Annotated in this window: 21 protein-coding genes; 13 read left to right on the top strand and 8 right to left on the bottom strand. The window is 75.1% G+C overall.

Annotated elements, in window-relative coordinates:
* The 9 genes from ACFQ11_RS25730 to ACFQ11_RS25770 all read left to right on the top strand — a co-directional run.
* A partial coding sequence (locus ACFQ11_RS25730) for an HAD-IIIA family hydrolase (protein WP_378303010.1) occupies positions 1 to 1,353 on the top strand: 1,353 nt, incomplete at its 5' end.
* Complete coding sequence (locus tag ACFQ11_RS25735; protein ID WP_378303012.1) at positions 1,350 to 2,366, top strand: glycosyltransferase family 9 protein; 1,017 nt, start codon at positions 1,350 to 1,352, stop codon at positions 2,364 to 2,366. The genes ACFQ11_RS25730 and ACFQ11_RS25735, both read left to right, overlap by 4 nt.
* A complete protein-coding gene (locus ACFQ11_RS25740; protein ID WP_378303014.1) occupies positions 2,363 to 3,358 on the top strand; it encodes a glycosyltransferase in 996 nt (331 codons plus the stop codon). Before ACFQ11_RS25735 ends, ACFQ11_RS25740 begins: the two co-directional genes overlap by 4 nt.
* A complete protein-coding gene (locus ACFQ11_RS25745) occupies positions 3,355 to 4,590 on the top strand; it encodes a glycosyltransferase (RefSeq protein ID WP_378303016.1) in 1,236 nt (411 codons plus the stop codon). Before ACFQ11_RS25740 ends, ACFQ11_RS25745 begins: the two co-directional genes overlap by 4 nt.
* A gap of 68 nt (positions 4,591 to 4,658) precedes the next feature.
* A complete protein-coding gene (locus tag ACFQ11_RS25750; RefSeq protein WP_378303091.1) occupies positions 4,659 to 5,207 on the top strand; it encodes a D-sedoheptulose-7-phosphate isomerase in 549 nt (182 codons plus the stop codon).
* A complete protein-coding gene (gene rfaE2, locus ACFQ11_RS25755) occupies positions 5,204 to 6,604 on the top strand; it encodes a D-glycero-beta-D-manno-heptose 1-phosphate adenylyltransferase (protein WP_378303018.1) in 1,401 nt (466 codons plus the stop codon). Before ACFQ11_RS25750 ends, rfaE2 begins: the two co-directional genes overlap by 4 nt.
* A complete protein-coding gene (locus ACFQ11_RS25760; protein ID WP_378303021.1) occupies positions 6,601 to 7,278 on the top strand; it encodes an SDR family oxidoreductase in 678 nt (225 codons plus the stop codon). Before rfaE2 ends, ACFQ11_RS25760 begins: the two co-directional genes overlap by 4 nt.
* Entirely contained in the window at positions 7,269 to 8,333 is a 1,065-nt protein-coding gene (locus ACFQ11_RS25765; RefSeq protein ID WP_378303023.1) for a glycosyltransferase family 9 protein, read from the top strand. The genes ACFQ11_RS25760 and ACFQ11_RS25765 overlap by 10 nt, the downstream gene beginning before the upstream one ends.
* 10 nt (positions 8,334 to 8,343) lie before the next feature.
* Positions 8,344 to 9,300: a UDP-glucuronic acid decarboxylase family protein gene (locus ACFQ11_RS25770; RefSeq protein WP_378303025.1), complete on the top strand. Its 957-nt coding sequence runs from the start codon at positions 8,344 to 8,346 to the stop codon at positions 9,298 to 9,300.
* Positions 9,301 to 9,490: 190 nt separating this feature from the next.
* Here ACFQ11_RS25770 and ACFQ11_RS25775 read toward each other — a convergent pair whose 3' ends face one another.
* From ACFQ11_RS25775 to ACFQ11_RS25790, 4 genes are all read right to left on the bottom strand, one after another.
* Positions 9,491 to 9,892, bottom strand: coding sequence for a DUF2267 domain-containing protein (locus tag ACFQ11_RS25775; protein WP_378303027.1), 402 nt, complete (start codon positions 9,890 to 9,892; stop codon positions 9,491 to 9,493).
* Positions 9,893 to 9,964: 72 nt separating this feature from the next.
* Positions 9,965 to 10,894: a polysaccharide pyruvyl transferase family protein gene (locus tag ACFQ11_RS25780; RefSeq protein WP_378303029.1), complete on the bottom strand. Its 930-nt coding sequence runs from the start codon at positions 10,892 to 10,894 to the stop codon at positions 9,965 to 9,967.
* Positions 10,895 to 11,113: 219 nt separating this feature from the next.
* Entirely contained in the window at positions 11,114 to 11,539 is a 426-nt protein-coding gene (locus ACFQ11_RS25785; RefSeq protein WP_378303031.1) for an SRPBCC family protein, read from the bottom strand.
* A 3-nt stretch (positions 11,540 to 11,542) separates the two neighbouring features.
* Positions 11,543 to 11,995, bottom strand: a complete 453-nt coding sequence (locus tag ACFQ11_RS25790; RefSeq protein WP_378303033.1) for a DUF6098 family protein — start codon at positions 11,993 to 11,995, stop codon at positions 11,543 to 11,545.
* A 144-nt stretch (positions 11,996 to 12,139) separates the two neighbouring features.
* Here ACFQ11_RS25790 and ACFQ11_RS25795 point away from each other — a divergent pair, with 144 nt between their 5' ends.
* Positions 12,140 to 13,186: a SigB/SigF/SigG family RNA polymerase sigma factor gene (locus tag ACFQ11_RS25795; RefSeq protein ID WP_378303035.1), complete on the top strand. Its 1,047-nt coding sequence runs from the start codon at positions 12,140 to 12,142 to the stop codon at positions 13,184 to 13,186.
* Between the two features lie 21 nt (positions 13,187 to 13,207).
* Here ACFQ11_RS25795 and ACFQ11_RS25800 read toward each other — a convergent pair whose 3' ends face one another.
* Entirely contained in the window at positions 13,208 to 14,095 is an 888-nt protein-coding gene (locus ACFQ11_RS25800; RefSeq protein WP_378303037.1) for a S1 family peptidase, read from the bottom strand.
* 97 nt (positions 14,096 to 14,192) lie between these two features.
* Here ACFQ11_RS25800 and ACFQ11_RS25805 point away from each other — a divergent pair, with 97 nt between their 5' ends.
* Entirely contained in the window at positions 14,193 to 15,215 is a 1,023-nt protein-coding gene (locus ACFQ11_RS25805) for a Gfo/Idh/MocA family oxidoreductase (RefSeq protein WP_378303039.1), read from the top strand.
* Here the strand turns inward: ACFQ11_RS25805 and glpK are convergent.
* Both glpK and ACFQ11_RS25815 read right to left on the bottom strand, forming a co-directional pair.
* Positions 15,191 to 16,705, bottom strand: coding sequence for a glycerol kinase GlpK (gene glpK / locus ACFQ11_RS25810; protein ID WP_378303041.1), 1,515 nt, complete (start codon positions 16,703 to 16,705; stop codon positions 15,191 to 15,193). The two genes, ACFQ11_RS25805 and glpK, sit on opposite strands and share 25 nt — an antisense overlap.
* A 45-nt stretch (positions 16,706 to 16,750) precedes the next feature.
* Positions 16,751 to 17,569 carry an MIP/aquaporin family protein gene (locus tag ACFQ11_RS25815; RefSeq protein ID WP_378303044.1) on the bottom strand — a complete coding sequence of 273 codons (819 nt, stop codon included), beginning with the start codon at positions 17,567 to 17,569 and terminating at the stop codon, positions 16,751 to 16,753.
* A gap of 391 nt (positions 17,570 to 17,960) precedes the next feature.
* On the opposite strand from ACFQ11_RS25815, the gene ACFQ11_RS25820 reads away from it, so the two are divergent.
* Entirely contained in the window at positions 17,961 to 19,142 is a 1,182-nt protein-coding gene (locus tag ACFQ11_RS25820) for a serine hydrolase domain-containing protein (RefSeq protein WP_378303046.1), read from the top strand.
* Positions 19,143 to 19,203: 61 nt separating this feature from the next.
* Here ACFQ11_RS25820 and ACFQ11_RS25825 read toward each other — a convergent pair whose 3' ends face one another.
* Positions 19,204 to 19,680, bottom strand: coding sequence for a nuclear transport factor 2 family protein (locus tag ACFQ11_RS25825; RefSeq protein WP_378303048.1), 477 nt, complete (start codon positions 19,678 to 19,680; stop codon positions 19,204 to 19,206).
* A 124-nt stretch (positions 19,681 to 19,804) separates the two neighbouring features.
* Here ACFQ11_RS25825 and ACFQ11_RS25830 point away from each other — a divergent pair, with 124 nt between their 5' ends.
* Complete coding sequence (locus tag ACFQ11_RS25830) at positions 19,805 to 20,677, top strand: siderophore-interacting protein (RefSeq protein ID WP_378303050.1); 873 nt, start codon at positions 19,805 to 19,807, stop codon at positions 20,675 to 20,677.
* The last annotated feature ends 6 nt before the right edge of the window (positions 20,678 to 20,683 follow it).

The following is a 20,683-nucleotide window of genomic DNA, read 5'->3' on the forward strand; positions in this document are numbered from 1 at the left end:
GGCGGGCGGGCGCTGCGCGTGCTGCGCTCGGGCGGGCGCGGCGCGGCCGCCGCCCGCGACGGCGCCTGGCGCGCCGCCGCGACCGAATGGATCGCGTTCCTCGACGACGACGTCCTCCCCGGCCCCGACTGGCCGGAGCGCCTCGCCGCCGACCTCGCGGGCCTGCCGCCCGAGGTCGCCGGCTCGCAGGGCCGCGTCGTCGTGCCGCGCCCGCAGGGCCGCCGTCCCACCGACTGGGAGCGCAACACCGCCGGGCTCGAGGACGCCGCATGGATCACCGCCGACATGGCCTACCGGCGCGGCGCCCTCGCCGAGGTCGGCGGCTTCGACGAGCGGTTCCGGCGCGCGTACCGGGAGGACGCCGACCTCGCGCTGCGCGTTCTCGACACCGGCCGCGTCCTCGTCCGGGGCGACCGCGAGATCACGCACCCGGTCCGCCCCGCCGGTTTCTGGGCGTCCGTCCGGGCGCAGGCGGGCAACGCCGACGACGTGCTGATGCGGCGCCTGCACGGCCCGTCCTGGCGCGCCCGCGCCGGCGAGGGCCGCGGCCGCCTCCGCGAGCACGTCCTCACCACCGCCGCGGCCGCCCTGGCCTTGGCGGCGGCGCCCGCGGCCCTGCGCCGACCGCCCGGCGGGGCCGTGGCGGTGGCGGCGGGGGCCGCCTGGGCCGGGCTGACCGTGCGGTTCGCGGCGGAGCGGATCCGTCCGGGGCCCCGGACGGCCGGGGAGATCGCGAAGATGGCCGTGACCAGCGTCGTGATCCCGCCCGTGGCGGTGCGGCACCGGCTGCGGGGGCTCGTCCTGCACGGGCGGGCGCGGCCGTGGGCCGGGCCCCGGGTGGTGCTGTTCGACCGCGACGACACCCTGATACGGGACGTCCCCTACAACGGCGACCCGGCGCGGGTCGAGCCGATGCCGGGGGCGCGGCGGGCGCTGGACCGGCTCCGCCGGCACGGCGTGCGGATCGGGGTCGTGTCGAACCAGTCGGGGGTGGCGAAGGGCCGCATCACGGCGGGCGACGTGCGCCGGGTGAACGCGCGCGTCGAGGAGCTGCTCGGACGCATCGACGTGTGGGAGTTCTGCCCGCACGACGGCGACGACGGGTGCGGCTGCCGCAAGCCCGCCCCCGGCATGATCGAGCGGGCGGCGCGGCGGCTCGGGGCGCTGCCGTCGGAGATCGCGGTGATCGGCGACATCGGCCGGGACGTCGAGGCCGCCGCCGCGGCGGGCGCCCGCGGCATCCTGGTGCCGACCGCGCGGACGCTGCCCGCGGAGATCGCGGCGGCGAAGGAGACGGCGCCGACGCTGCGCGCGGCCGTCGAACTCGTGCTGGGCGGAGGGCGGCGCCGATGAAGGTCCTCGTCGCACGCCAGGACAACATCGGCGACGTGCTGCTCGCCGGGCCCGCCGTGCGGGCGGTGGCGGAGCGCGCCGACGAGGTGGCGTTCCTGTGCGGTCCGCGCGGCCGGGCCGCCGCCGACCTGCTGCCCGGGGTGGACCGGGTGATCGAGTGGTGCGCGCCCTGGATCGACCCCGAGCCCGGCCCCGTCCGGCGGGACGACGTCGAGCGGCTCGTCGAGCTGGTGCGGGGCTTCGACCGGGCGCTGATCCTGACGTCGTTCCACCAGTCGCCGCTGCCGCTGGCGCTGCTGCTGCGGCTGGCGGGCACCCCGTGGATCGGGGGGATCAGCGAGGACTACCCCGGGTCGCTGCTGGATCTGCGGCACCGGCCCGACGCCGACATCCCCGAGCCGCTGCGGATGCTCGCGCTGGCCGAGGACGCCGGGTTCCCGGCCCCGGCCGACACCCGGCTGCGGGTGCGCGGGCCGCTGCCCGACACCGCCCACCTCACGGGCGGCCCCGGCTACGTGATCGTCCATCCCGGGACGTCGGTGCCGGCGCGGGCGTGGCCGCCGGAACGCTGCGCCGAGGCCGTGCGGCTGCTCGACGCGGCGGGCCACCGGGTCGTCGTCACCGGGCACGGCGACGAGAAGGAGCTGACCGCACGGGTCGCCGGCGAGTGCGGCCTGGACCTGGGCGGGCGGACGTCGCTGCCGGAGCTCGCCTCGGTCCTGGCGGGCGCGCGGGCGGTGGTCGCGGGCAACACCGGTCCCGCGCACCTCGCGGCGGCCGTCGGCACGCCGGTGGTGTCGCTGTTCGCCCCGACGGTCCCGGCGGCGCGGTGGGCCCCGTTCGGGGTGCCGATGGCGCTGCTGGGCGACCAGCAGGCCCCCTGCAAGGACACCCGCGCCCGCGAGTGCCCGGTGGACGGGCACCCGTGCCTGGCGTCCGTCACCGCCGACGAGGTCGCCGCGGCCGTGGAGGTCGTGGCGGCCGTCCCGGAACAGGAGGTCCCCACCCGATGAGAGTCCTGATGTGGCACGTGCACGGCTCGTGGGCGACCTCGTTCGTGCACGGCCCGCAGACCACGCTCGTCCCCGTCGTCCCGGACCGGGGCCCGGACGGGCGCGGCCGCCCCGACACCTTCGCCTGGCCGGACCGCGCCGTGGAGGTCCCCCACGACCGGCTGCGCGACGAGGACGTGGACGTCGTCGTCCTGCAGCGCCCGCACGAGCTGCGGCTCACCGAGGAGTGGCTCGGCCGCCGGCCGGGGATCGACGTCCCGGCCGTCTACGTCGAGCACGACACCCCCCGCCGGACCCCCGCCGACGCGAGCCTCCCCGAGGAGGTCGTCCCGGACAGCCGGCACTTCCTGCACGACCGCTCCGACATCCCGGTCGTGCACGTCACGAACTTCAACCACCTGTTCTGGAACTGCGGACGCGCCCCGACCACGGTCATCGAGCACGGCGTCGTCGACCCCGGCTACCGGTACACCGCCGAGCTGCCCCGCGCCGCCGTGGTGATCAACGATCCGCTGCGCCGGGGCCGCGTCACCGGCGCCGACCTGCTCCCCGAGCTGGCCGCCGCCGTCCCGCTGGACCTGTTCGGGATGAACGTGGTGGACGCGCCCGCGCGGCTCGGCGTCCCCCCGGAATCGCTGTGGACCTTCGAGGACCTGCCGCAGGCGCGGATGCACGCGGAACTCGCGCGCCGCCGTGTCTACGTCCACCCCTACCGGTGGACCTCGCTCGGCCTCGCGCTGATCGAGGCGATGATGCTCGGCCTCCCCGTGGTGGCGCTCGCCACGACGGAGGCGGTCGAAGCGGTGCCGCCGGAGGCGGGGGTGCTGTCGACCCGCGTCGGCACGCTGGCCGACGCGGCCGCGACCCTCGCCGCCGACCCGCCGCGCGCCCGCCAGCTGGGCAAGGAGGCGCGGGCCTTCGCCGTGGAACGGTACGGGCTCCCGCGGTTCCTGCGCGACTGGCAGCGAACACTCACGGAGGTGACGCGATGAAGATAGCCATGATCTCCGAGCACGCCAGCCCGCTGGCCGCCAAGGGCGGCCTCGGCGGGGCCGACGGCGGCGGGCAGAACGTGTTCGTCGCGGAATTGGCCGCCGAACTGGGACGGCAGGGCCACTACGTCACCGTCTACACCCGGCGGGACGCGCCCGCGCTCCCGCGCCGGGTGCGGCTCGCGCCGGGCGTGACGGTCGAGCACGTCCCCGCGGGGCCGCCCGAGCAGGTCCCCAAGGACGACCTGCTGCCGTGGATGGTCGACTTCGGACGCTACCTGCGGGACCGCTGGTCCACCGAACCGCCGGACGTCGCGCACGCGCACTTCTGGATGAGCGGCCTCGCCGCGCTCCAGGCCGCCGACGCGGCACCGGAACGGCACATCCCGGTCGTGCAGACCTACCACGCGCTCGGCACCGTGAAGCGCCGCCACCAGGGCGACAGGGACACCAGCCCGGCGGGGCGGATCCGGCTGGAGCGGGCCATCGGCCGCGGCGCCGACGCGATCATCGCGACGTGCTCGGACGAGGTCGACGAGCTCACCGCGATGGGCGTCCCGGGCGAGCGCGTCTCGGTCGTGCCGTGCGGGGTGGACCTGGACCTGTTCGGGCCCGGCGACCCCGCGGACGGCCCGCCCGGAGGCGCCGGACGGGACGGCCGGCACCGGCTCGTGGTGCTGTCCCGGCTTGTCGAGCGCAAGGGCGTCGACACCGCGATCCGGGCCCTGGCGCACCTGCCGGACGCGGAGCTGGCCGTCGCCGGGGGCCCGCCCCACGGCGACCTGGACGCCGACCCGGAGATCCGCCGGCTGCGCGGCGTGGCGGCGGAGGCGGGCGTGACCGACCGGGTCGACTTCATCGGCCGGGTCGCCCGCGCGGACGTCGCGCCGCTGCTGCGGTCGGCGAGCCTCGTGGTGACCCTCCCCTGGTACGAGCCGTTCGGGATGGTGCCGCTGGAGGCGATGGCGTGCGGCGTCCCGATCGTCGCGACCTCCGTCGGCGGGCACCTGGACACCGTCGTGGACGGCGGCACCGGGCTGCTGGTCCCGCCGCGCGATCCGGAGGCCGCCGCGAAGGCCGTCCGGGAACTGCTGGACGATCCGGTGCGCCGCGCCGCGATGGGCATCGCGAGCGCCGACCGGGCCCGCACCCGCTACTCGTGGGCGCGGGTCGCCGCCGACACCGCCGGTGTGTACCGCCGGGCGGCCGAGCTCTGTGAGGTGGCCGCGTGACGACCCAGGCGACCAGAACGACCGGGACGACAAGGACGAGCACGCTCGCCGCCGCGCAGGACGCGCGGCTGGAGGCGCTGGCCGAGGCGGCGCTCGCGTTCCGCGCGCACGTCCCGACGATCACCGCGTGGGGCCGCCGCCTCGCCCGCGTCCTGGACTCCGGCGGACGGCTGCTGGCCTGCGGCAACGGCGGCAGCGCGGCGGAGGCGCAGCACCTGACGGCCGAGCTGACCGGACGGTTCGAGGACGAGCGGCGGCCGCTGTCGGCGATCCCGCTGCACGGCGACACGTCCGCGGTGACCGCCATCGGCAACGACTACGGGCCGCTGGACGTGTTCGCCCGCCAGGTGCGGGCGCACGGCCGCCGCGGAGACGTGCTGATCTGCCTGTCGACGAGCGGGACCAGCGCGAACGTCATCGAGGCGGCGCGGGCGGCGCGGGCGACCGGGATGTCGGCGTGGGCCGTGACCGGCCCGGGCCCCAACCCGCTCGCCGCCGCGTGCGACGACGCCATCGCGGTCGACGCCGGGGCGACCTCGACCGTCCAGGAGATCCACCTCGCGGCGATCCACCTGCTGTGCGGGGTGGTCGACGAGACCCTGGGGGTGCGTTCATGACGGGACCGCTGGTGGTGATCGGTGACGTCCTGCTGGACGTCGACATCGTCGGCAGCAGCAGCCGGCTGTGCCCGGACGCGCCCGTGCCCGTGGTCGAGCAGGCCGAGGAGCGGCCGCGTCCGGGCGGCGCCGGGATGGCGGCGCTGCTCGCGGCGGCCGAGGGCCGGGACGTGGTCCTGGTGACGGCGCTCGCCGACGACGATCCGGGCCGCCGGCTGCGCGCGATGCTGGAGCGGCACGTGGACGTCGCGGCGTTCCACCTGCACGGCGGCACCCCGTGCAAGCTGCGGATCCGGTCCGGCGGGCAGTCGGTGGCGCGGCTGGACGCCGGGGAGGGCCAGGCGATGGACGGGCCGGTGGGCCCGCGCGTCGCCGAGGCGATCTCCGGCGCGGGGGCGGTGCTGGTGTCCGACTACGGCCGGGGCGTCACCCGGCACCGCGCCGTCCGGTCGCTGCTGGCCGACCTGCCGCCGGGCGTCCCGGTGGTGTGGGACCCGCATCCGCGCGGGGAGCCGCCGGTGCCGGGGGTGGTGCGGCTGCTCACCCCGAACGAGGAGGAGGCGGCGCGCCTCGCCGCCGCCGACGGCGCCGACATCGCCGGGTTCGGGCTGTCGGCGGCGGGCCGCCGCGGCCGGCATCTCGGCCGGTCGTGGGGCATCGAGGGCGTCGCGGTGACGCTCGGCTCGGAGGGGGCGCTGCTGTGCGACGGGTCGGAGGCGCCGTTCCTGGCGCCCGCCGAGCCCGCGCGCGGCGACTCCTGCGGGGCGGGCGACAGCTTCGCCGCCGGTGCCGTCCAGGCGCTGGCGGACGGCGGGCCGCTCACCGCGGCCGTCACCGAGGGGGTCCGGCGAGCCTCGGAGTTCGTCCGCGCGGGCGCGGCGGCGGGCGTCGCCGCGCAGCTCGCCGAGACCGGCTCGGCGCGGCTGGTGCCCGAGCGCGGCGAGGACGCCTGGGACGTCGTCGAGCGGACGCGGCGCGCGGGCGGGACGGTGGTGGCGACCGGCGGCTGCTTCGACCTCCTGCACGCGGGCCACGTCAGCATGCTGCAGCAGGCGCGGCGGCTCGGCGACTGCCTGGTCGTGTGCGTGAACTCGGACGCGTCGGTGCGGCGCCGCAAGGGGCCGTCCCGGCCGGTGACGCCGGCCGCCGACCGCGTCCGGGTGCTGGAGGCGCTCAGCGACGTGGACGCCGCCGTCGTGTTCGACGACGACACCCCGGCGCCGCTGCTGGAGCGCCTGCGGCCCGACGTGTGGGTGAAGGGCTCCGACTACGCCGGGACGACGCTGCCCGAGGCGGAGACCGTCCGGGCGCACGGCGGTGAGGTCGTCCTGCTGCCGATGCTCGAAGGGCGCTCCACGACGCGCCTGCTGTCGACCACGAAGGGACATGCCTCATGAACGTGCTCATCACCGGCGGCGCGTCCGGGCTCGGCGCGGCCATCGCCCGGCGGGTCGCCGACGACGGCGGCAAGCCGCTGATCCTGGACCTGCATCCACCGAAGGACGACTTCCCCTGCATGCAGGCGGACCTCTCCGACCGGCACTGCGCCGAGCGGGCCGTGCACGGCCTGGCCCGCGCCCACGGCGGCCTGCACGCCGTCGTGACGGCCGCCGGGATCGACGCGTGCGGGCCGCTGAACGACGTGCCCGCCGAGGACTGGGAGCGGGTCGTGCAGGTGAACCTGCTGGGCACGGCCGCGGTGATCCGCGCCGCGATCCCCTACCTGGAGAACGAGCCGAAGGGGCGGATCGTGACGGTCGCGTCCACGCTCGGTTTCCGCGCGTTCCCGGACGCCACCGCGTACTGCGCGTCGAAGTTCGGGGTCGTGGGCTTCACCCGCGCGCTGGCGGCGGAGCTGGCCGGGCGGGTCGGCGTGACGATGGTGGTGCCCGGCGGCATGGACACCGCGTTCTTCGACGGCCGCGACCCGCAGTACCGGCCGGGTCCGGACGCGAAGCTGAACCGGCCCGAGGACGTCGCGGCGACCGTGGCGTTCGCGCTCGCCCAGCCCCCCGGGTGCGAGGTTCGGGAACTGGTCGTCGCGCAGTCCGAGGAGCCCTCGTGGCCGTGACCCCGCGGCCGGAGGACGGCGATCCGGCCCGCGAAGATCCGGCCCGCGATGACCCGGCCCGCGATGACCCGGCGGGCGGGGGGCCGGGGCCGCGGATGCTGGTGCTGCGGGCGCTGGGGCTCGGGGACCTGCTCACCGCCGTCCCGGCGCTGCGGGCGCTGCGGCGCGGCTCCCGGTCCGCCGCGGGGGACGGCGCCCGGATCGTCCTCGCGGCGCCGGACGCGCTGGCGCCGCTCGCCCGCGCGACGGGCGCGGTCGACGCCGTCCTGGACACGTCCGGGCTGGACGGCCCGCCGTTGCGGGCCGGGCCGGTGGACACGGCCGTCAACCTGCACGGCAGCGGCCCAGAGAGCCACCGGCTGCTGGCCGCCACGGACCCCGGACGGCTGCTCGCGTTCGCCCACCCGGAGTTCCCGGAGCTCGGCGGGCCGGAGTGGGACGCCGGCGAGCACGAGGCGGCGCGCTGGTGCAGGCTCGTCACCGCGTACGGGTTCGACGCCGATCCCGCCGACCTGGACCTGCCGCGCCCGCAGACGCCGTCCCCGGCGCCCGGCGCCGTGGTCGTCCATCCCGGTGCGGCCTACCCGGCCCGCCGCTGGCCCGCGGAGCGGTTCGCGGCCGTCGCGGCGGCGCTGCGGGACGCCGGGGAGCGCGTCGTCGTCACCGGCGGGGCGGGCGAGACGGCCCTCGCGCGCCGCGTCGCGGACCTGGCGGGGCTCGGCGCGGACGCCGATCTCTCCGGACGCACCCCGCTTCCGGCGCTCGCGGCGCTGATCGCCGGCGCGCGCCTGGTGGTGTGCGGGGACACGGGCGTGGCGCACCTCGCGACGGCGTACCGCACCCCGTCGGCCGTCCTGTTCGGCCCGACACCGCCGGACCGGTGGGGTCCGCCGCCGGGGCGGCCCGAGCACGCGGTGCTGTGGGCCGGGCGGCACGGCGACCCGCACGGCGCGGCGCCGGACCCCGGCCTGCTGGAGATCACCGTGGACGAGGCCGTCCGGGCGTCCGCCCGGGCCCTGGCCGCGCACGACCGCCGAGCCCTACAACACTGCTGAGGGGGACATGATGAGACATCCACGCGCCGTCGTCACCGGGGGCTCGGGCTTCCTCGGCTCGCACCTGTGCGAGGCGCTGCTGGCCCAGGGGATCTCCGTGGTGTGCATGGACAACCTGCTGACCGGGACGTCGCGCAACATCGCGCACCTGACCGAGCGGGGCGACTTCCGGTTCGTCAAGCGCGACCTGACCGAACCGGTGCACGTCCCCGGCGACGTCGGCTACGTGTTCCACCTCGCGTCCGCGGCGTCCCCGGCGGACTACCTGCGGCTGCCGGTCCAGACGATGGAGGTCGGCAGCCAGGGCACCCGCCACGCGCTGGACCTCGCCGAGAGCAAGGGCGCCCGGTTCGTGCTGGCGTCCACGTCCGAGGTGTACGGGGACCCGCTCGTCCACCCGCAGCCGGAGTCGTACTGGGGGAACGTCAACCCGGTGGGGCCACGCAGCGTGTACGACGAGGCGAAGCGGTTCGGGGAGGCGCTGACGTCGGCGTTCCGGCACGCCCGCGGCCTGGACACCGCGATCGTGCGGATCTTCAACACCTACGGCCCGCGGATGCGGCCCGACGACGGCCGCGCCATCCCCACGTTCCTGCGGCAGGCGCTGACCGGCGAGCCGCTGACCGTCACCGGGGACGGCTCGCAGACCCGCTCGATCTGCCACGTCGACGACACCGTCCGCGGCATCGTCGCACTGGCCATGTCCGACCACCCCGGGCCCGTGAACATCGGGAGCCCGTACGAGGTGTCGATGGCGGAGCTGGCCCGGCTGATCATCGAGCTGACCGGGTCGCGGTCGACGCTGCGGTTCGTGGACCGGCCGGAGGACGACCCGCGCGTGCGGCGTCCCGACACGACGCTCGCCGAGAAGGTCCTGGGCTGGCGGCCCCGCATCGGCGTGGAGGAGGGGCTGCGCACCACGATCGAGTGGTTCGCGCGCGAGCTGCCGGTGGCCCGCCCGGCCTGATCGGGCCCGCACCCGCCTCCGGAGAGCGGAACGGTCTCCGGAAAGCGGAACGGCCGCGGCGAGGATCCTCCCCGTCGCGGCCGTTCCGCCGTTCGGGCCGTCCGTCCGCCTCCGGCGAACCGGCACGCCCCTCGATGTCCGGCCGGGTCGTTCAGCCGGGTCGTTCGGCAGGGTCGTTCAGCCGGGTCGTTCAGCCGGAGTGACCCGCGGTCATCAGGTCCCTGATGTCGGCGGGGAGCGCGTCCCCGACCTTCCGCATGGTGCCCCCCTCGGTGGCCTCGTCGGTGACCTCGAGCACCACCCGCGCCAGGTACGCGGCGCGGGGGTCGTCGGTACCGGCGCGGGCGGCGATCCGCTCGACGAAATCGTGCCGGTCGAACCGCTCCCCGCTGCCTCCGCCGCCGTAGACCTCCGTCCGGCGCAGGTGCTCGCCGATCTCGTGTGGCAGCTGCGCGGCGAGGTTGTCGGCGAGGCCCTCCGGGACCCGTTCGCCGAGGGTCTCCAGGACGGCGCGCGTCGCCCGCTCCGCCTGGCTCCAGCCGGAGAGGCGGGCGCGATCCTGCACCTGGCCTATGAACTCCTCGTGCCGCATGGCGGGCTCTCCTTCCTGTCCTGCCTGCAGTGATGTGCCTGAAATGCAGGAAGTTCCCGTTATGTCGGGCCGTTAACGTGCGCCGAGGACGTCCAGAAGCTCGCCGATCAAGGTTCCGGACGGCGGTTCCGCGGACGCGCGCCCGGCCCCCTCGGCGGACAGCGCCCAATCCCACCACCGGTCCAGTTCCGCCCGGTCCAGCAGCGGCGGGCCGCCCTCGCGCGGGACGGTCACGACCGCCGGCCATCCCCAGGCCCGCGCCTGCGCGGCGACCTTGGCGCCCCCCGCCACGGGGTCCACGGCCAGCGCGGGCACGCCGTTCTTCAACGCGAGGACGAGGCCGTGCAGCCGCGTCGTCACCACCAGGTCGAGCCGCCGGAACGCCGACTCCAGTTCCGCCGCCGTGGTGAACAGCCGCCAGTCCCGGGGGTCGAGCCGGGTGTCCAGGACCAGCCGGGCGCACGACCGCGCCGCGAGCCACCCGGTCAGCTCGTCCTCCACGGAACCGTGCCGCCTCCGGTCGCCGTACTCGCCCTGCCCCGGGGCCAGCACCACGCCGACCACGGGCACGGACCCCGCCGGGGGCAGCGCGGACAGGTCCTGCCGCGGGACCTGCCCGGGGGCGTCCCGGGCGAGGACGGCGTCGAACCCGGTGACCGCGGGGTCGTCCGGATCGACCACCGACACGCCGACGGCGATCCGGCGGCACCGCGCGTACCGCCGGTGCAGCTCGCGGACCTGCTCGCCGTGGGCGGGCCCGCAGACGAACACGACGTCGCCGTAGTCGCCCGGGTCGGCCGCCTCGAGGTCGAGCCCGCCCGGCCGGAAGACGGGGCTCCAGGCGAGGTCGCACTCCAGCCCCGCGCCGGTCAGCGCCCGCCGCACCGCCTCCATCGCCAGGACGTCGCCCGCGGTGGCCTCCCCGTGCAGAAAACTCGGCCACCCGGTCACCAGGACGCGCGGCGTGCCCGCCGCACCAACGCTCGCCGTGCCAGCGGTCAACGTGCCTCCGTCCCCTCCGGGCCGTCGTCGGCCAGGTCCGTCATCACGATCTCTCCAGTACGGGTGACGCGACGGTGACGGTTGAAACACCTGCCGGTTTACCGAGTCCGCCGCGCGGGCAGAGTCAGTGAGCGGCCCAGTCGCGACCTCGGAGCCCAGTGCTCGGAGCCGCGAGCCTGGGCCGCGCCACTCCTCCCCCGGTTCCCGCGCCGCGCCGGACTATGCGGCCCGGCCGCGGCCCTCGACGAGCCGCTTGTAGCGTTGCAGGTCCCCCTTCAGCCGGCGCGTGAGCGCGCCCGCCCGGTCACCGGTGCGCGCCGCGATCCGCTCGGGATCGAACTCCAGCCGCACCGTCACCCGCGTGGTCGTGTCGTCCAGGCGGCGGAACGTCACGACCCCGGCGTGCAGCGGGCCGTCCGGCGACGTCCATGCGATGCGCTCCTCGGGGAGCCGCTCCACCACCGTCACGTCGAACTCCCGGTCGACGCCGCCGCCCCGCGCCGCCCAGCGCGTCGTGACGTCGTCGATACGGCGGACCTCCCGGACCCCCTCCATGAACCGGGGGAACGTCTCCGACCGCGTCCACTGCCCGTACGCGACGGCCACGGGGACGGTGACGTTGACCGATTCGGTGATCGTGCCCACGGCTCACCGCCCCTCTCCCCCGCCGCCCCGGTCCAGCGGCCCCCACGTTCCGCGCCGGTCCCGCTCGAGCACGTCCGCCGCCTGGTCCAGGACGCGCCGGTCGATCAGCGCGACGGGCGCCGGGTGCGCGACGATCGGCTCGTTGTCGGGCCCCCGGCCCACCTCGTCCCCCTCCAGAACCCACGGCCGGGCCCCGTGCGCCCGCGCGGTCCGCAGGTGCGAGTAGTCGTGCAGGCGCCGGGCCACCCACAGGACGGTCGGGCGGTCGCCCCACCACGGCTCCACGGCGAGCGGGTTCGCCGACAGCCCCGGCAGCCGCGCCCCGGACAGCCCGTCGACGCTGTGCGGCCGGTCCCGGTCGGCCTCCGGGTCGGGGGACCAGCGCACGTACAGGTCCGGCCGTGCCTCCAGCAGTTCCGCCAGCCGCTCCAGCTCCGTGACCACCTCAAGCGCCATGCACCCCCTTTTCCCCGCCGGTCCGGGTCAATTCGCACCACGACCAGAGGAAGGTCACATCCAGTGTGAGGCCGCCACTGCCGGGTAGAGGTGGCGCAGCACCGCATCCCCCCGGTTCGCGGTTCGCGTGAGGAAGGAGAAATTTTGATCACGTCGGCGCCGCCCCTCGCCCGCCGCACGGAACGCCACCGTCCCGACGCCTTCGAGGAGCACACCACGGACACCGAGCTCCCGATCCGGTCCCCCGCCCCCGAACGCCCTGCGGCCCCGCGCACGCGACACGCCGGAACACCCGGCGTCCCCGCCGACGAAGACACCGTCGCCCCCAAGACCGCCCCCGAGACCGCCCCCGGCGCCGGCCGGTCCGAGGCCCCCGACGCCCCGGCATCGCCCGGCGCTCACCAGAGGCCCGGCACGTCGCGCCGCCCGGACGACGGGGAGGCCGAGACCCTGCTCGCCGAGATGAACCGGCTCGCCGAGGACGACCCCCGCCGCGAGCGGCTGCGCGCCCGCATCGTCGACCTGCACGCCGCGCTCGTCCGCGGGGTGGCGCGCCGGTACGCCAACCGCGGGGAGCCGATGGACGACCTGCTGCAGGTCGCCTACCTCGGCCTCGTCAAGGCCATCAACCGGTTCGATCCCGAGGTCGGCGACCGGTTCGTCACCTACGCCTACCCCGTGGTCACCGGTGAGGTGAAGCGGCACTTCCGGGACAAGACCTGGGGCCTGCGGGTGTCGCGCCGCATCCAGGAGCTGCGGCCCGTGCTGCAGCGGACCGTCCAGGACTTCACCCGCGAGCACGGCCGCTCCCCCACGACCCGGGAGATCGCGGGGCTCATGGAGATCACCGAGGAGGAGACCGTCGAGGTGCTGGTCGCCTGCGACGCCTACCGCCCGCTGTCCCTGGAGGCCCCCGCCGACGGCGGGCAGAGCGGCGAGGGCGGCGGCTCGGTCGGCGAGTACCTCGGCTCGGAGGACCCCGATCTGGACGCCTTCATCGACGGCCACGCGCTCCGCCCGCTGATCGACGAGCTGCCCGAGCGGGAGCGCACGATCCTGCTGCTGCGCTTCTACGGCAACAAGACCCAGACGCAGATCGCCGAGCACATCGGCCTGTCGCAGATGCACGTCTCGCGGCTGCTGCGCGGCACCCTGGACAAGCTCCGCGCCGGACTGCTCGCCGAGCAGTGAGCGGCCCGGCGCGGCGCCCGGTCAGGTCCCCGCGGGTTCGGGAAGCGCGCAGTCCCCGCCGACGACGACGTCGCCGCCCGCGCCCAGGCAGCGGGCGAGCGGGTACGTCTGCTGCCCGTAGGACGCGCCCGGCCGCACGGTGACCTCGCCGTTCCGGGCCACCTCGCACGGATTGTCGAGGGTGCAGCGCTCGCCGTCCTCGTTCCCGGTGTTGTTGACGGCGACGACCGCGCCCGTCGACGCGTCGATCACCGGGGAGCCGGACGTGCCGCCGATCGTCCGGCACGCGGACGTGTAGCGGATCGAGTCCTCCCAGGTCCACTCGGCCTCACGGAGCCGATGCACGGTCCCGTCGATCGCGCACGCGTAGATCTCGCGCCAGTACCCGGACACGACGCGGATCTCGGTGCCGTCCTGCGGGCGGTCCGTCGACAGCCGCAGGGCCGGGACGCCGTATCGCCGCTCGATCTCGGCGTAGGACCGCTCCAGCCGGTAGACGGCGACGTCGGTGCCGGTCATCGTCGCGTACTCGAGGTTCGTCGCGCGCAGCGTGCCGAGGTTCCCGCGGCCCGTCCGGTCGAGCAGCGTGAACGTCCGCGCGGACGGCCGGTCGACGATGACCTCGCCGGCCGCCGGCGCCCCGGAGCTCAGGCAGTGCCCGTTCGTCATCACCAGGGCCGGGTCGCCGTCGCGGGACCGCGGGCCGCGCACCAGCGAGCCCGAGCAGTTGTCCAGCGCCACGATGCCGGTGAAGTCGACCGCGGCCCGCAGGGCGTTCCCGGCGGGCCCTCTCGCCTCCGGCACGTCCGTCTCCGGGCTCCTCGGCGCCGTCCCGGCCGCGGCGGCGGCGGGCGGCGCGGCGAGCAGAGCTGTGCAGACGAGGCCGATCGTGCCGAGGCGTCCGAGCATGTGATGTCCCTCCGGAGTCGTTTCGCTACTGTCCGTGACTTGATGTTAAATCGGCCGCGGCATCTCGAAAAGGCTCGATCGCCGTTACGATCACCCCATGGCGGGATCATCGGTGCGGTGGGGCATTTTGGGGACAGGCGGGATCGCCGCGACGTTCACCGAGGACGCGATGCGCCTCCCCGGGCACGAGGTCGTCGCCGTCGGCTCGCGGTCGGCCGCCTCCGCCTCCGCGTTCGCCGAGCGGTACGGGATCCCCCGCGCGCACGCGTCCTACGCCGACCTCGCCGCCGACGACGGCGTCGACGTCGTGTACGTCGCCACCCCGCATCCCATGCACTTCGAGCCGGCGCGGCTGTGCATGGAGGCCGGACGGGCCGTACTGGTGGAAAAGCCCCTCACCACGTGCGCCGACGACGCCGAGAAGCTCGCCGCGATCGCCCGCGAGCACGGCGTGTTCGCCATGGAGGGCATGTGGACGCGGTTCAACCCGCTGGTCCGCCGCCTCCGCGAGCTCGTCGCGGACGGCGCGATCGGCGAGGTGACGGCCGTGTACGCGGACTTCTCCGTCGCGGCCGAGTTCGACGCCTCCCACCGGCAGTGGTCGCCGGAGCTCGGCGGCGGCGCGCTGCTCGACCTCGGCTGCTACCCGGTGTCGTTCACCTGGCCGCTGCTCGGCCCGCCCGCGACCGTGCAGGTCGCCGCGAGCCCCGCGCCCACCGGCGTGGACGCCAACACCGGCATCATGCTCGGTTACGAGTCCGGCGCGATCGCGCTGCTGCACTGCGGGCTCACCGGAGCCTCACCGCACACCGCAACCGTGGTGGGGACGCGCGGCCGCGTCGACGTCGCGGCCCCGTTCTACCGGCCGTCCGCCATGACCGTGACGCGGACCGGCGCCGCGCCCGAGGAGATCACCGCGGACGTCCCCGGGCACGGGTTCACCTACGAGGCCGAGGAGGTCGCGCGCTGCCTGCGCGCGGGCCTCACCGAGTCGCCGCTGATGCCGCTGGACGAGACCGTCGCGATCCTGCGGACCCTCGACGAGATCGCCGCGCGGTTCACCGAGCGGTTCGCGGACCGGCCGGCGGGCGCCGCTCAGTCGACGTCCACCCAGCCGTAGGTGCGCTCCACGGCCTTCTTCCAGCCGGCGTAGCCCTCGGCGCGGCGCTCCTCGCTCCAGGTCGGCTCCCAGCGCTTGTCCTCGTTCCAGTTCCGGCGGAGCTCGTCGGTGGTGGACCAGAAGCCGGTGGCGAGGCCCGCCGCGTAGGCGGCGCCGAGGGCGGTGGTCTCGGCGACGACGGGCCGGGAGACGGGGACGCCGAGGATGTCGGCCTGCATCTGCATGCACAGCTCGTTGGCGGTGACGCCGCCGTCGACCTTGAGGACGTCGAGGGAGACGCCGGAGTCGGCGTGCATGGCCTCGACGACGTCCCGGCTCTGGTAGCAGATGGACTCGAGGGTGGCGCGGGCGAGGTGCGCGTTGGTGTTGAAGCGGGACAGGCCGACGATGGCGCCGCGGGCGTCGGAGCGCCAGTAGGGGGCGAACAGGCCGGAGAAGGCGGGCACGAAGTAGACGCCGCCGTTGTCGTCGACCTGGCGGGCGAGGGCCTCGGACTGCGCGGCGCCCGAGATGATGCCGAGCTGGTCGCGCAGCCACTGCACCGCCGACCCCGTCACCGCGATCGACCCCTCCAGGGCGAACACGGGTTTGGCGTCCCCGAACCGGTAGCACACCGTCGTCAGCATCCCCGCCTCCGACCTGACCAGTTCCTCACCCGTGTTGAGCAGCAGGAAGTTGCCGGTGCCGTAGGTGTTCTTGGCCTCGCCGGGAGAGAAGCACACCTGCCCGACCGTGGCCGCCTGCTGGTCGCCGAGGATCCCCGTCAGGGGCACCTCGCCGCCCACGACGGCCCGCCGCGTGACGCCGTAGGGCTCCGGCGAGGACGAGGGGCGGATCTCGGGGAGCATCGCCCGGGGGATGCCGAAGAACGACAGGAGCTCGTCGTCCCAGTCGAGGGTCTCCAGGTCCATGAGCATGGTGCGGCTGGCGTTGGTGACGTCGGTGACGTGCACGCCGCCGTCCCGCCCGCCGGTCAGGTTCCACAGCACCCAGGTGTCCATGTTCCCGAAGACGGCCTCGCCCTTCTCGGCCGCCTCGCGGACCCCGTCGACGTTCTCCAGGATCCACTGGATCTTCCCGCCGGAGAAGTACGTCGCGGGCGGCAGCCCCGCGCGGTGCCGGATGACGTCGCCGCGGCCGTCCCGTTCCAGGGCCGAGGCGATCCGGTCGGTGCGGGTGTCCTGCCAGACGATCGCGTTGTGGTACGGCCGCCCGGTGCGGCGGTTCCACACCAGCGTGGTCTCCCGCTGGTTGGTGATCCCGAACGCGGCCAGGTCGCCGTAGTCGAGGTGCGCCTTGTTCAGCGTCGTCTGGACGACCGCGCGGGTGCGCTCCCAGATCTCGGTGGGGTTGTGCTCGACCCAGCCGGCCCGCGGCAGGATCTGCTCGTGCTCGAGCTGGTGGCGGGCGACCTCGTTCCCGCCGTGGTCGAAGATCATGAAGCGGGTGCTGGTCGTCCCCTGGTCGAGCGCTCCGACGAAGTCGGCCATCCGTGCCTGCCTTTCCGGTCCCGTCTTGCTCGGTTCGCGTCTTGCTCATTCCACGTCGTATTCGGGGCGGGGCTCGTCGCCGCCGGGTTCCTCGGCCGCGAGGTGGCGCCCGACGAGCAGGATGTAGAGCCCGGCGCCGATGATCCCTCCGATGAGCGGGCCGGCGATCGGCACCCAGAAGTAGAGATCACCGTACTGATCTCGCCACGCCTCGCCGTATCCGGTGAGGAACTGGGCGAGGCGGGGCCCGAAGTCGCGCGCCGGGTTGATCGCGTAGCCGGCGTTGGTGCCCCACGCCATCCCGATCGCCACCACCACGAGCCCGATGATGAACGGCGTCATGTTGGCCAGGGGCGGCGAGTTGCGCAGGTCGGTGAGGGCGAGCACCAGGAACAGCAGGATCGCGGTGCCGATGACCTGGTCGCGGAACCCGCCCCACATCCCGACGGGCAGTTCGCCGTTGCCGGGCATCGTGGAGAAGACGAACTGCGACTTCTGCGTCAGCCCGGGGTCGAACGCGTGCAGGACCTCGGTGTAGTTCCAGCGGACGAGCAGCGCCGCGACGAACGCGCCGAGCGTCTGCGCGGCGATGAACGGCAGGACCTTCCGCCAGGGAAAACCCTTGAACACCGCGAGGGCGACCGTCACGGCCGGATTGATGTGACCGCCGCTGATCCGGGCCGAGACGTAGACGCCCAGGGTGACCCCGAGGCCCCAGGCCCACGCGATGCTGTCGTGGTCGCCGATCCCGGCCGCCGCGACCTGCGCGACGACCGCGAGGCCGAACAGTATGAGGATCATCGTGCCGGCGAACTCGGCGGCCATCTCCTGGGCCAGTACGGGGACCTTCGGCCGTTTCGTCATCCGCGCCTCCTCGGCGTGTGACGTGGAACACAACTGACGCGAACGTAAAGAATCATCACGGGCATGGTCAACAGCCGCAGCGGGGCGATCTCGCCGCACCGGCCGCCCGCGCCGCGGACGATGATCGTCCGCGGGGACGGCATTCCCCGGCGCGCCGCTGCTACACGGGCCCCCGCGCGGCTCCCGCCCGCGGCGCGGCTACCCGCGCCGCCTTCCCACGCCGCCTTCCCACGCCGTCTCCGCCGCGCCGCCTCCGCCGCGCCGTGCCCGCCGGTCTTGTGGTGGCGCGCACGTCCGGAAGCGGAAATGTGTCGCCAGGTATATCGACGCACCGTCCAATGTCCATCATGATCAGAACAGCCCGCCGTTCCCGCACCCCCAGGGAGCCCCGATGCGCCGCACGCCACGGACGTTCGCGCTCGCCCCCGCCGCCCTGACGGTCGCCCTCGCGCTGACCGCCGCACCCGCGGCCGCCGACCCGGCGCGCCCCGCGCCGTCCGCCCCCGCGCCGTCCGCCCCCGCGCCGCCCGCCGCGGCGACGCCGCCGCCGGGCGCCGAGCCGGCGCTCGGCTTCGACCCGCTGCTCCCGTCGTCCGACCCGGTGGAGCTGCGCGAGGCCCACCGGCCGCTCTCGGTGACCTACACCCACGACGGCGAGGAGCGCACCCTCGACGGCTACCTGGCGCGCACGGGCACGCAGGGGTTCGTCGTCCTGGACGGGCGCGACATCGTGTTCGAGCGGTACACCGCCGCGACCGAGGACTCGCTGTTCCAGTCGTGGTCGGTCGCCAAGTCGTTCACGTCCGCGGCGGTCGGCATCGCGCTCGGCGACGGGGACATCGACTCGATCGACGATCCGGTCACGAAGTACCTGCCGGAGCTCGCGGGCTCCGGCTTCGACGGCGTCTCGCTGCGCGACCTGCTGCGCATGTCCTCGGGCATCGACTGGGACGAGACGGCGGACGTCCCGTTCGTGCACGTGGCCGCGAGCCTCGGCTACCCCCTGCCGGAACTGGCGAAGCAGCAGAAACGCGGCTGGGAGCCGGGCACCCGGTTCGAGTACACGAGCATCAACACGTTCGTGCTGGCCTGGGCGGTCGCCGAGGCGACCGGCGTCCCGTTCCACACCTACGTGCAGGAGAAGATCTGGGGTCCGGCCGGGATGGGGGCGAAAGCGTTCCTCGGCAACGACTCCAGCGGCAACAGCATGGGCTACTGCTGCTTCTACGCCACCGACCGGGACTTCGCCCGGTTCGGGCTGCTCTACCTGAACGGCGGCAGGGCGAACGGGCGGCAGGTCGTGCCCGCGTCCTGGGTGGAGCGGTCGACGCGCCCGTCCGCGCCCTTCAACCGGGGCTACGGGTTCCAGTGGTGGCTGGAGGACGACGGCGACTACTCCGCGACCGGCCTCGGCGGCCAGCGCATCTGGGTGTCGCCCGACCACGGCGTCGTGATCGTGAAGTCGACCCTCTACACCCTCGCGGGCGGGGACGAGACGGAGGCGGCGTTCGAGGCCGTCGCCGCCGAGGTGGCCCGCACCCGCGCCGCCCGCACCGCGGCGCCGGCCCGCTGACGGACCGCGCGGCCCGCTGACGGACCGCGCGGCCCGCTGACGGACCGCGCGGTCCGCGCGGTCACTCCGCGGCGGGCTCCCCCGCGAGCCAGGGGTAGCGGGCGGTGTCGCGGCCCGCGTAGTCGGGATCGAGGTAGATGAAGACGCGCTGGATCTTCCAGTCGCGGATCTCGAACACGTCGCACCAGCGCCCGGCGCCCCACTCCGGGACGCCCGCGCGCCAGCGGCCGTCGCGGTGCTCGCCGTGGCTGGTGCCCTCGCACACCAGCGTGTCGCCTCCGGAGAAGACCCAGTTGAACATGGCGTAGTGGTGCCGGATCGACGTGATCGTCCCGCCGACGTCGCCGAACAGCCGGGCGATCTCGTCCTTGCCGGTGGCGAGGCCCCATTTCGGGAAGTACACCTGCGCGTCGTCGGCGAACAGGTCCAGGATCGGCGCGCCGTCGGACGTCACGCCGCCGTTGTCGAACCCCTTGAGGTACTCGAGCGCCACCGACTTGCGCTGCTCGTCCGTCATCGCCTGCCTGCTGACCGCCATGGGCACCGTCCGCCGGGTCGCCGGAACTCCGTCGGGGCGACGCTATCCCGAACCGCGGGAACAATCAGGATCTCCGGCAAGTTAGGCTTACCTAACAGGATTGGCCGACGACAGCGGAGGATGCATGGCGACGGAACCGGGGCGCGGGAAGCCGGAGCTCAACCGGGGGCCGGAGCGCAGGAAGACGAGGCTCCACCGGGGCACGGTGCTGCGCTCCGAGCGGCTCACCCCGCACATGATCCGCGTCGTCCTCGGCGGCGGCGGGCTCGCGAACTTCTCCGCGGGCGAGTTCACCGACCATTACGTGAAGCTGCAGTTCCCGCGCCCGGGCGTCGAGTACCCGGAGCCGTTCGACATGGAGCGGATCCGCGCCGAAATGCCCCGCGAGCAGTGGCCGGTGACCCGCACGTACACGGTGCGGGAATGGGACGCCGAGGCGGGCGAGCTGACGATCGACTTCGTGTACCACGGCGACCAGGGCGTCGCGGGCCCGTGGGCGGTGAACGCGAAGCCGGGCGACGAGCTGGCGTTCCTCGGGCCGGGCGGGGCGTACGCGCCGAGCGCGGACGCGGGCTGGCACCTGCTGGCGGGCGACGAGAGCGCGCTGCCGGCCATCGCGGCCTCGCTGGAGCGGCTGCCGGCGGGCGTCCCCGCCCGCGTGCTCGTCGAGGTGGCCGGGCCGGAGGAGCGGCAGGACCTGCCCGGCGACGTCGAGGTGACCTGGCTGTACCGGGGCGGCCGGCAGGTCGGCGACCTGCTGGCGGACGCGGTGCAGAAGATCGACTGGCCGGACGGCGAGGTGCACGCTTTCGTCCACGGCGAGGCGGGATTCGTCAAGACGCTCCGGCGGTACCTGCGGGTCGACCGGCAGGTGCCGATGGAGCGGCTGTCGATCTCGGGCTACTGGCGGCTGGGCCGTGACGAGGACGGCTGGCAGTCGTCCAAGCGCGAATGGAACCGGCGGGTCGAGGAGGAAGAGGCCCGGGCCCTCGCCTGAGGGCGT

The organism is Actinomadura sediminis, from assembly GCF_042675525.1.
GTDB lineage: Bacteria > Actinomycetota > Actinomycetes > Streptosporangiales > Streptosporangiaceae > Spirillospora > Spirillospora sediminis.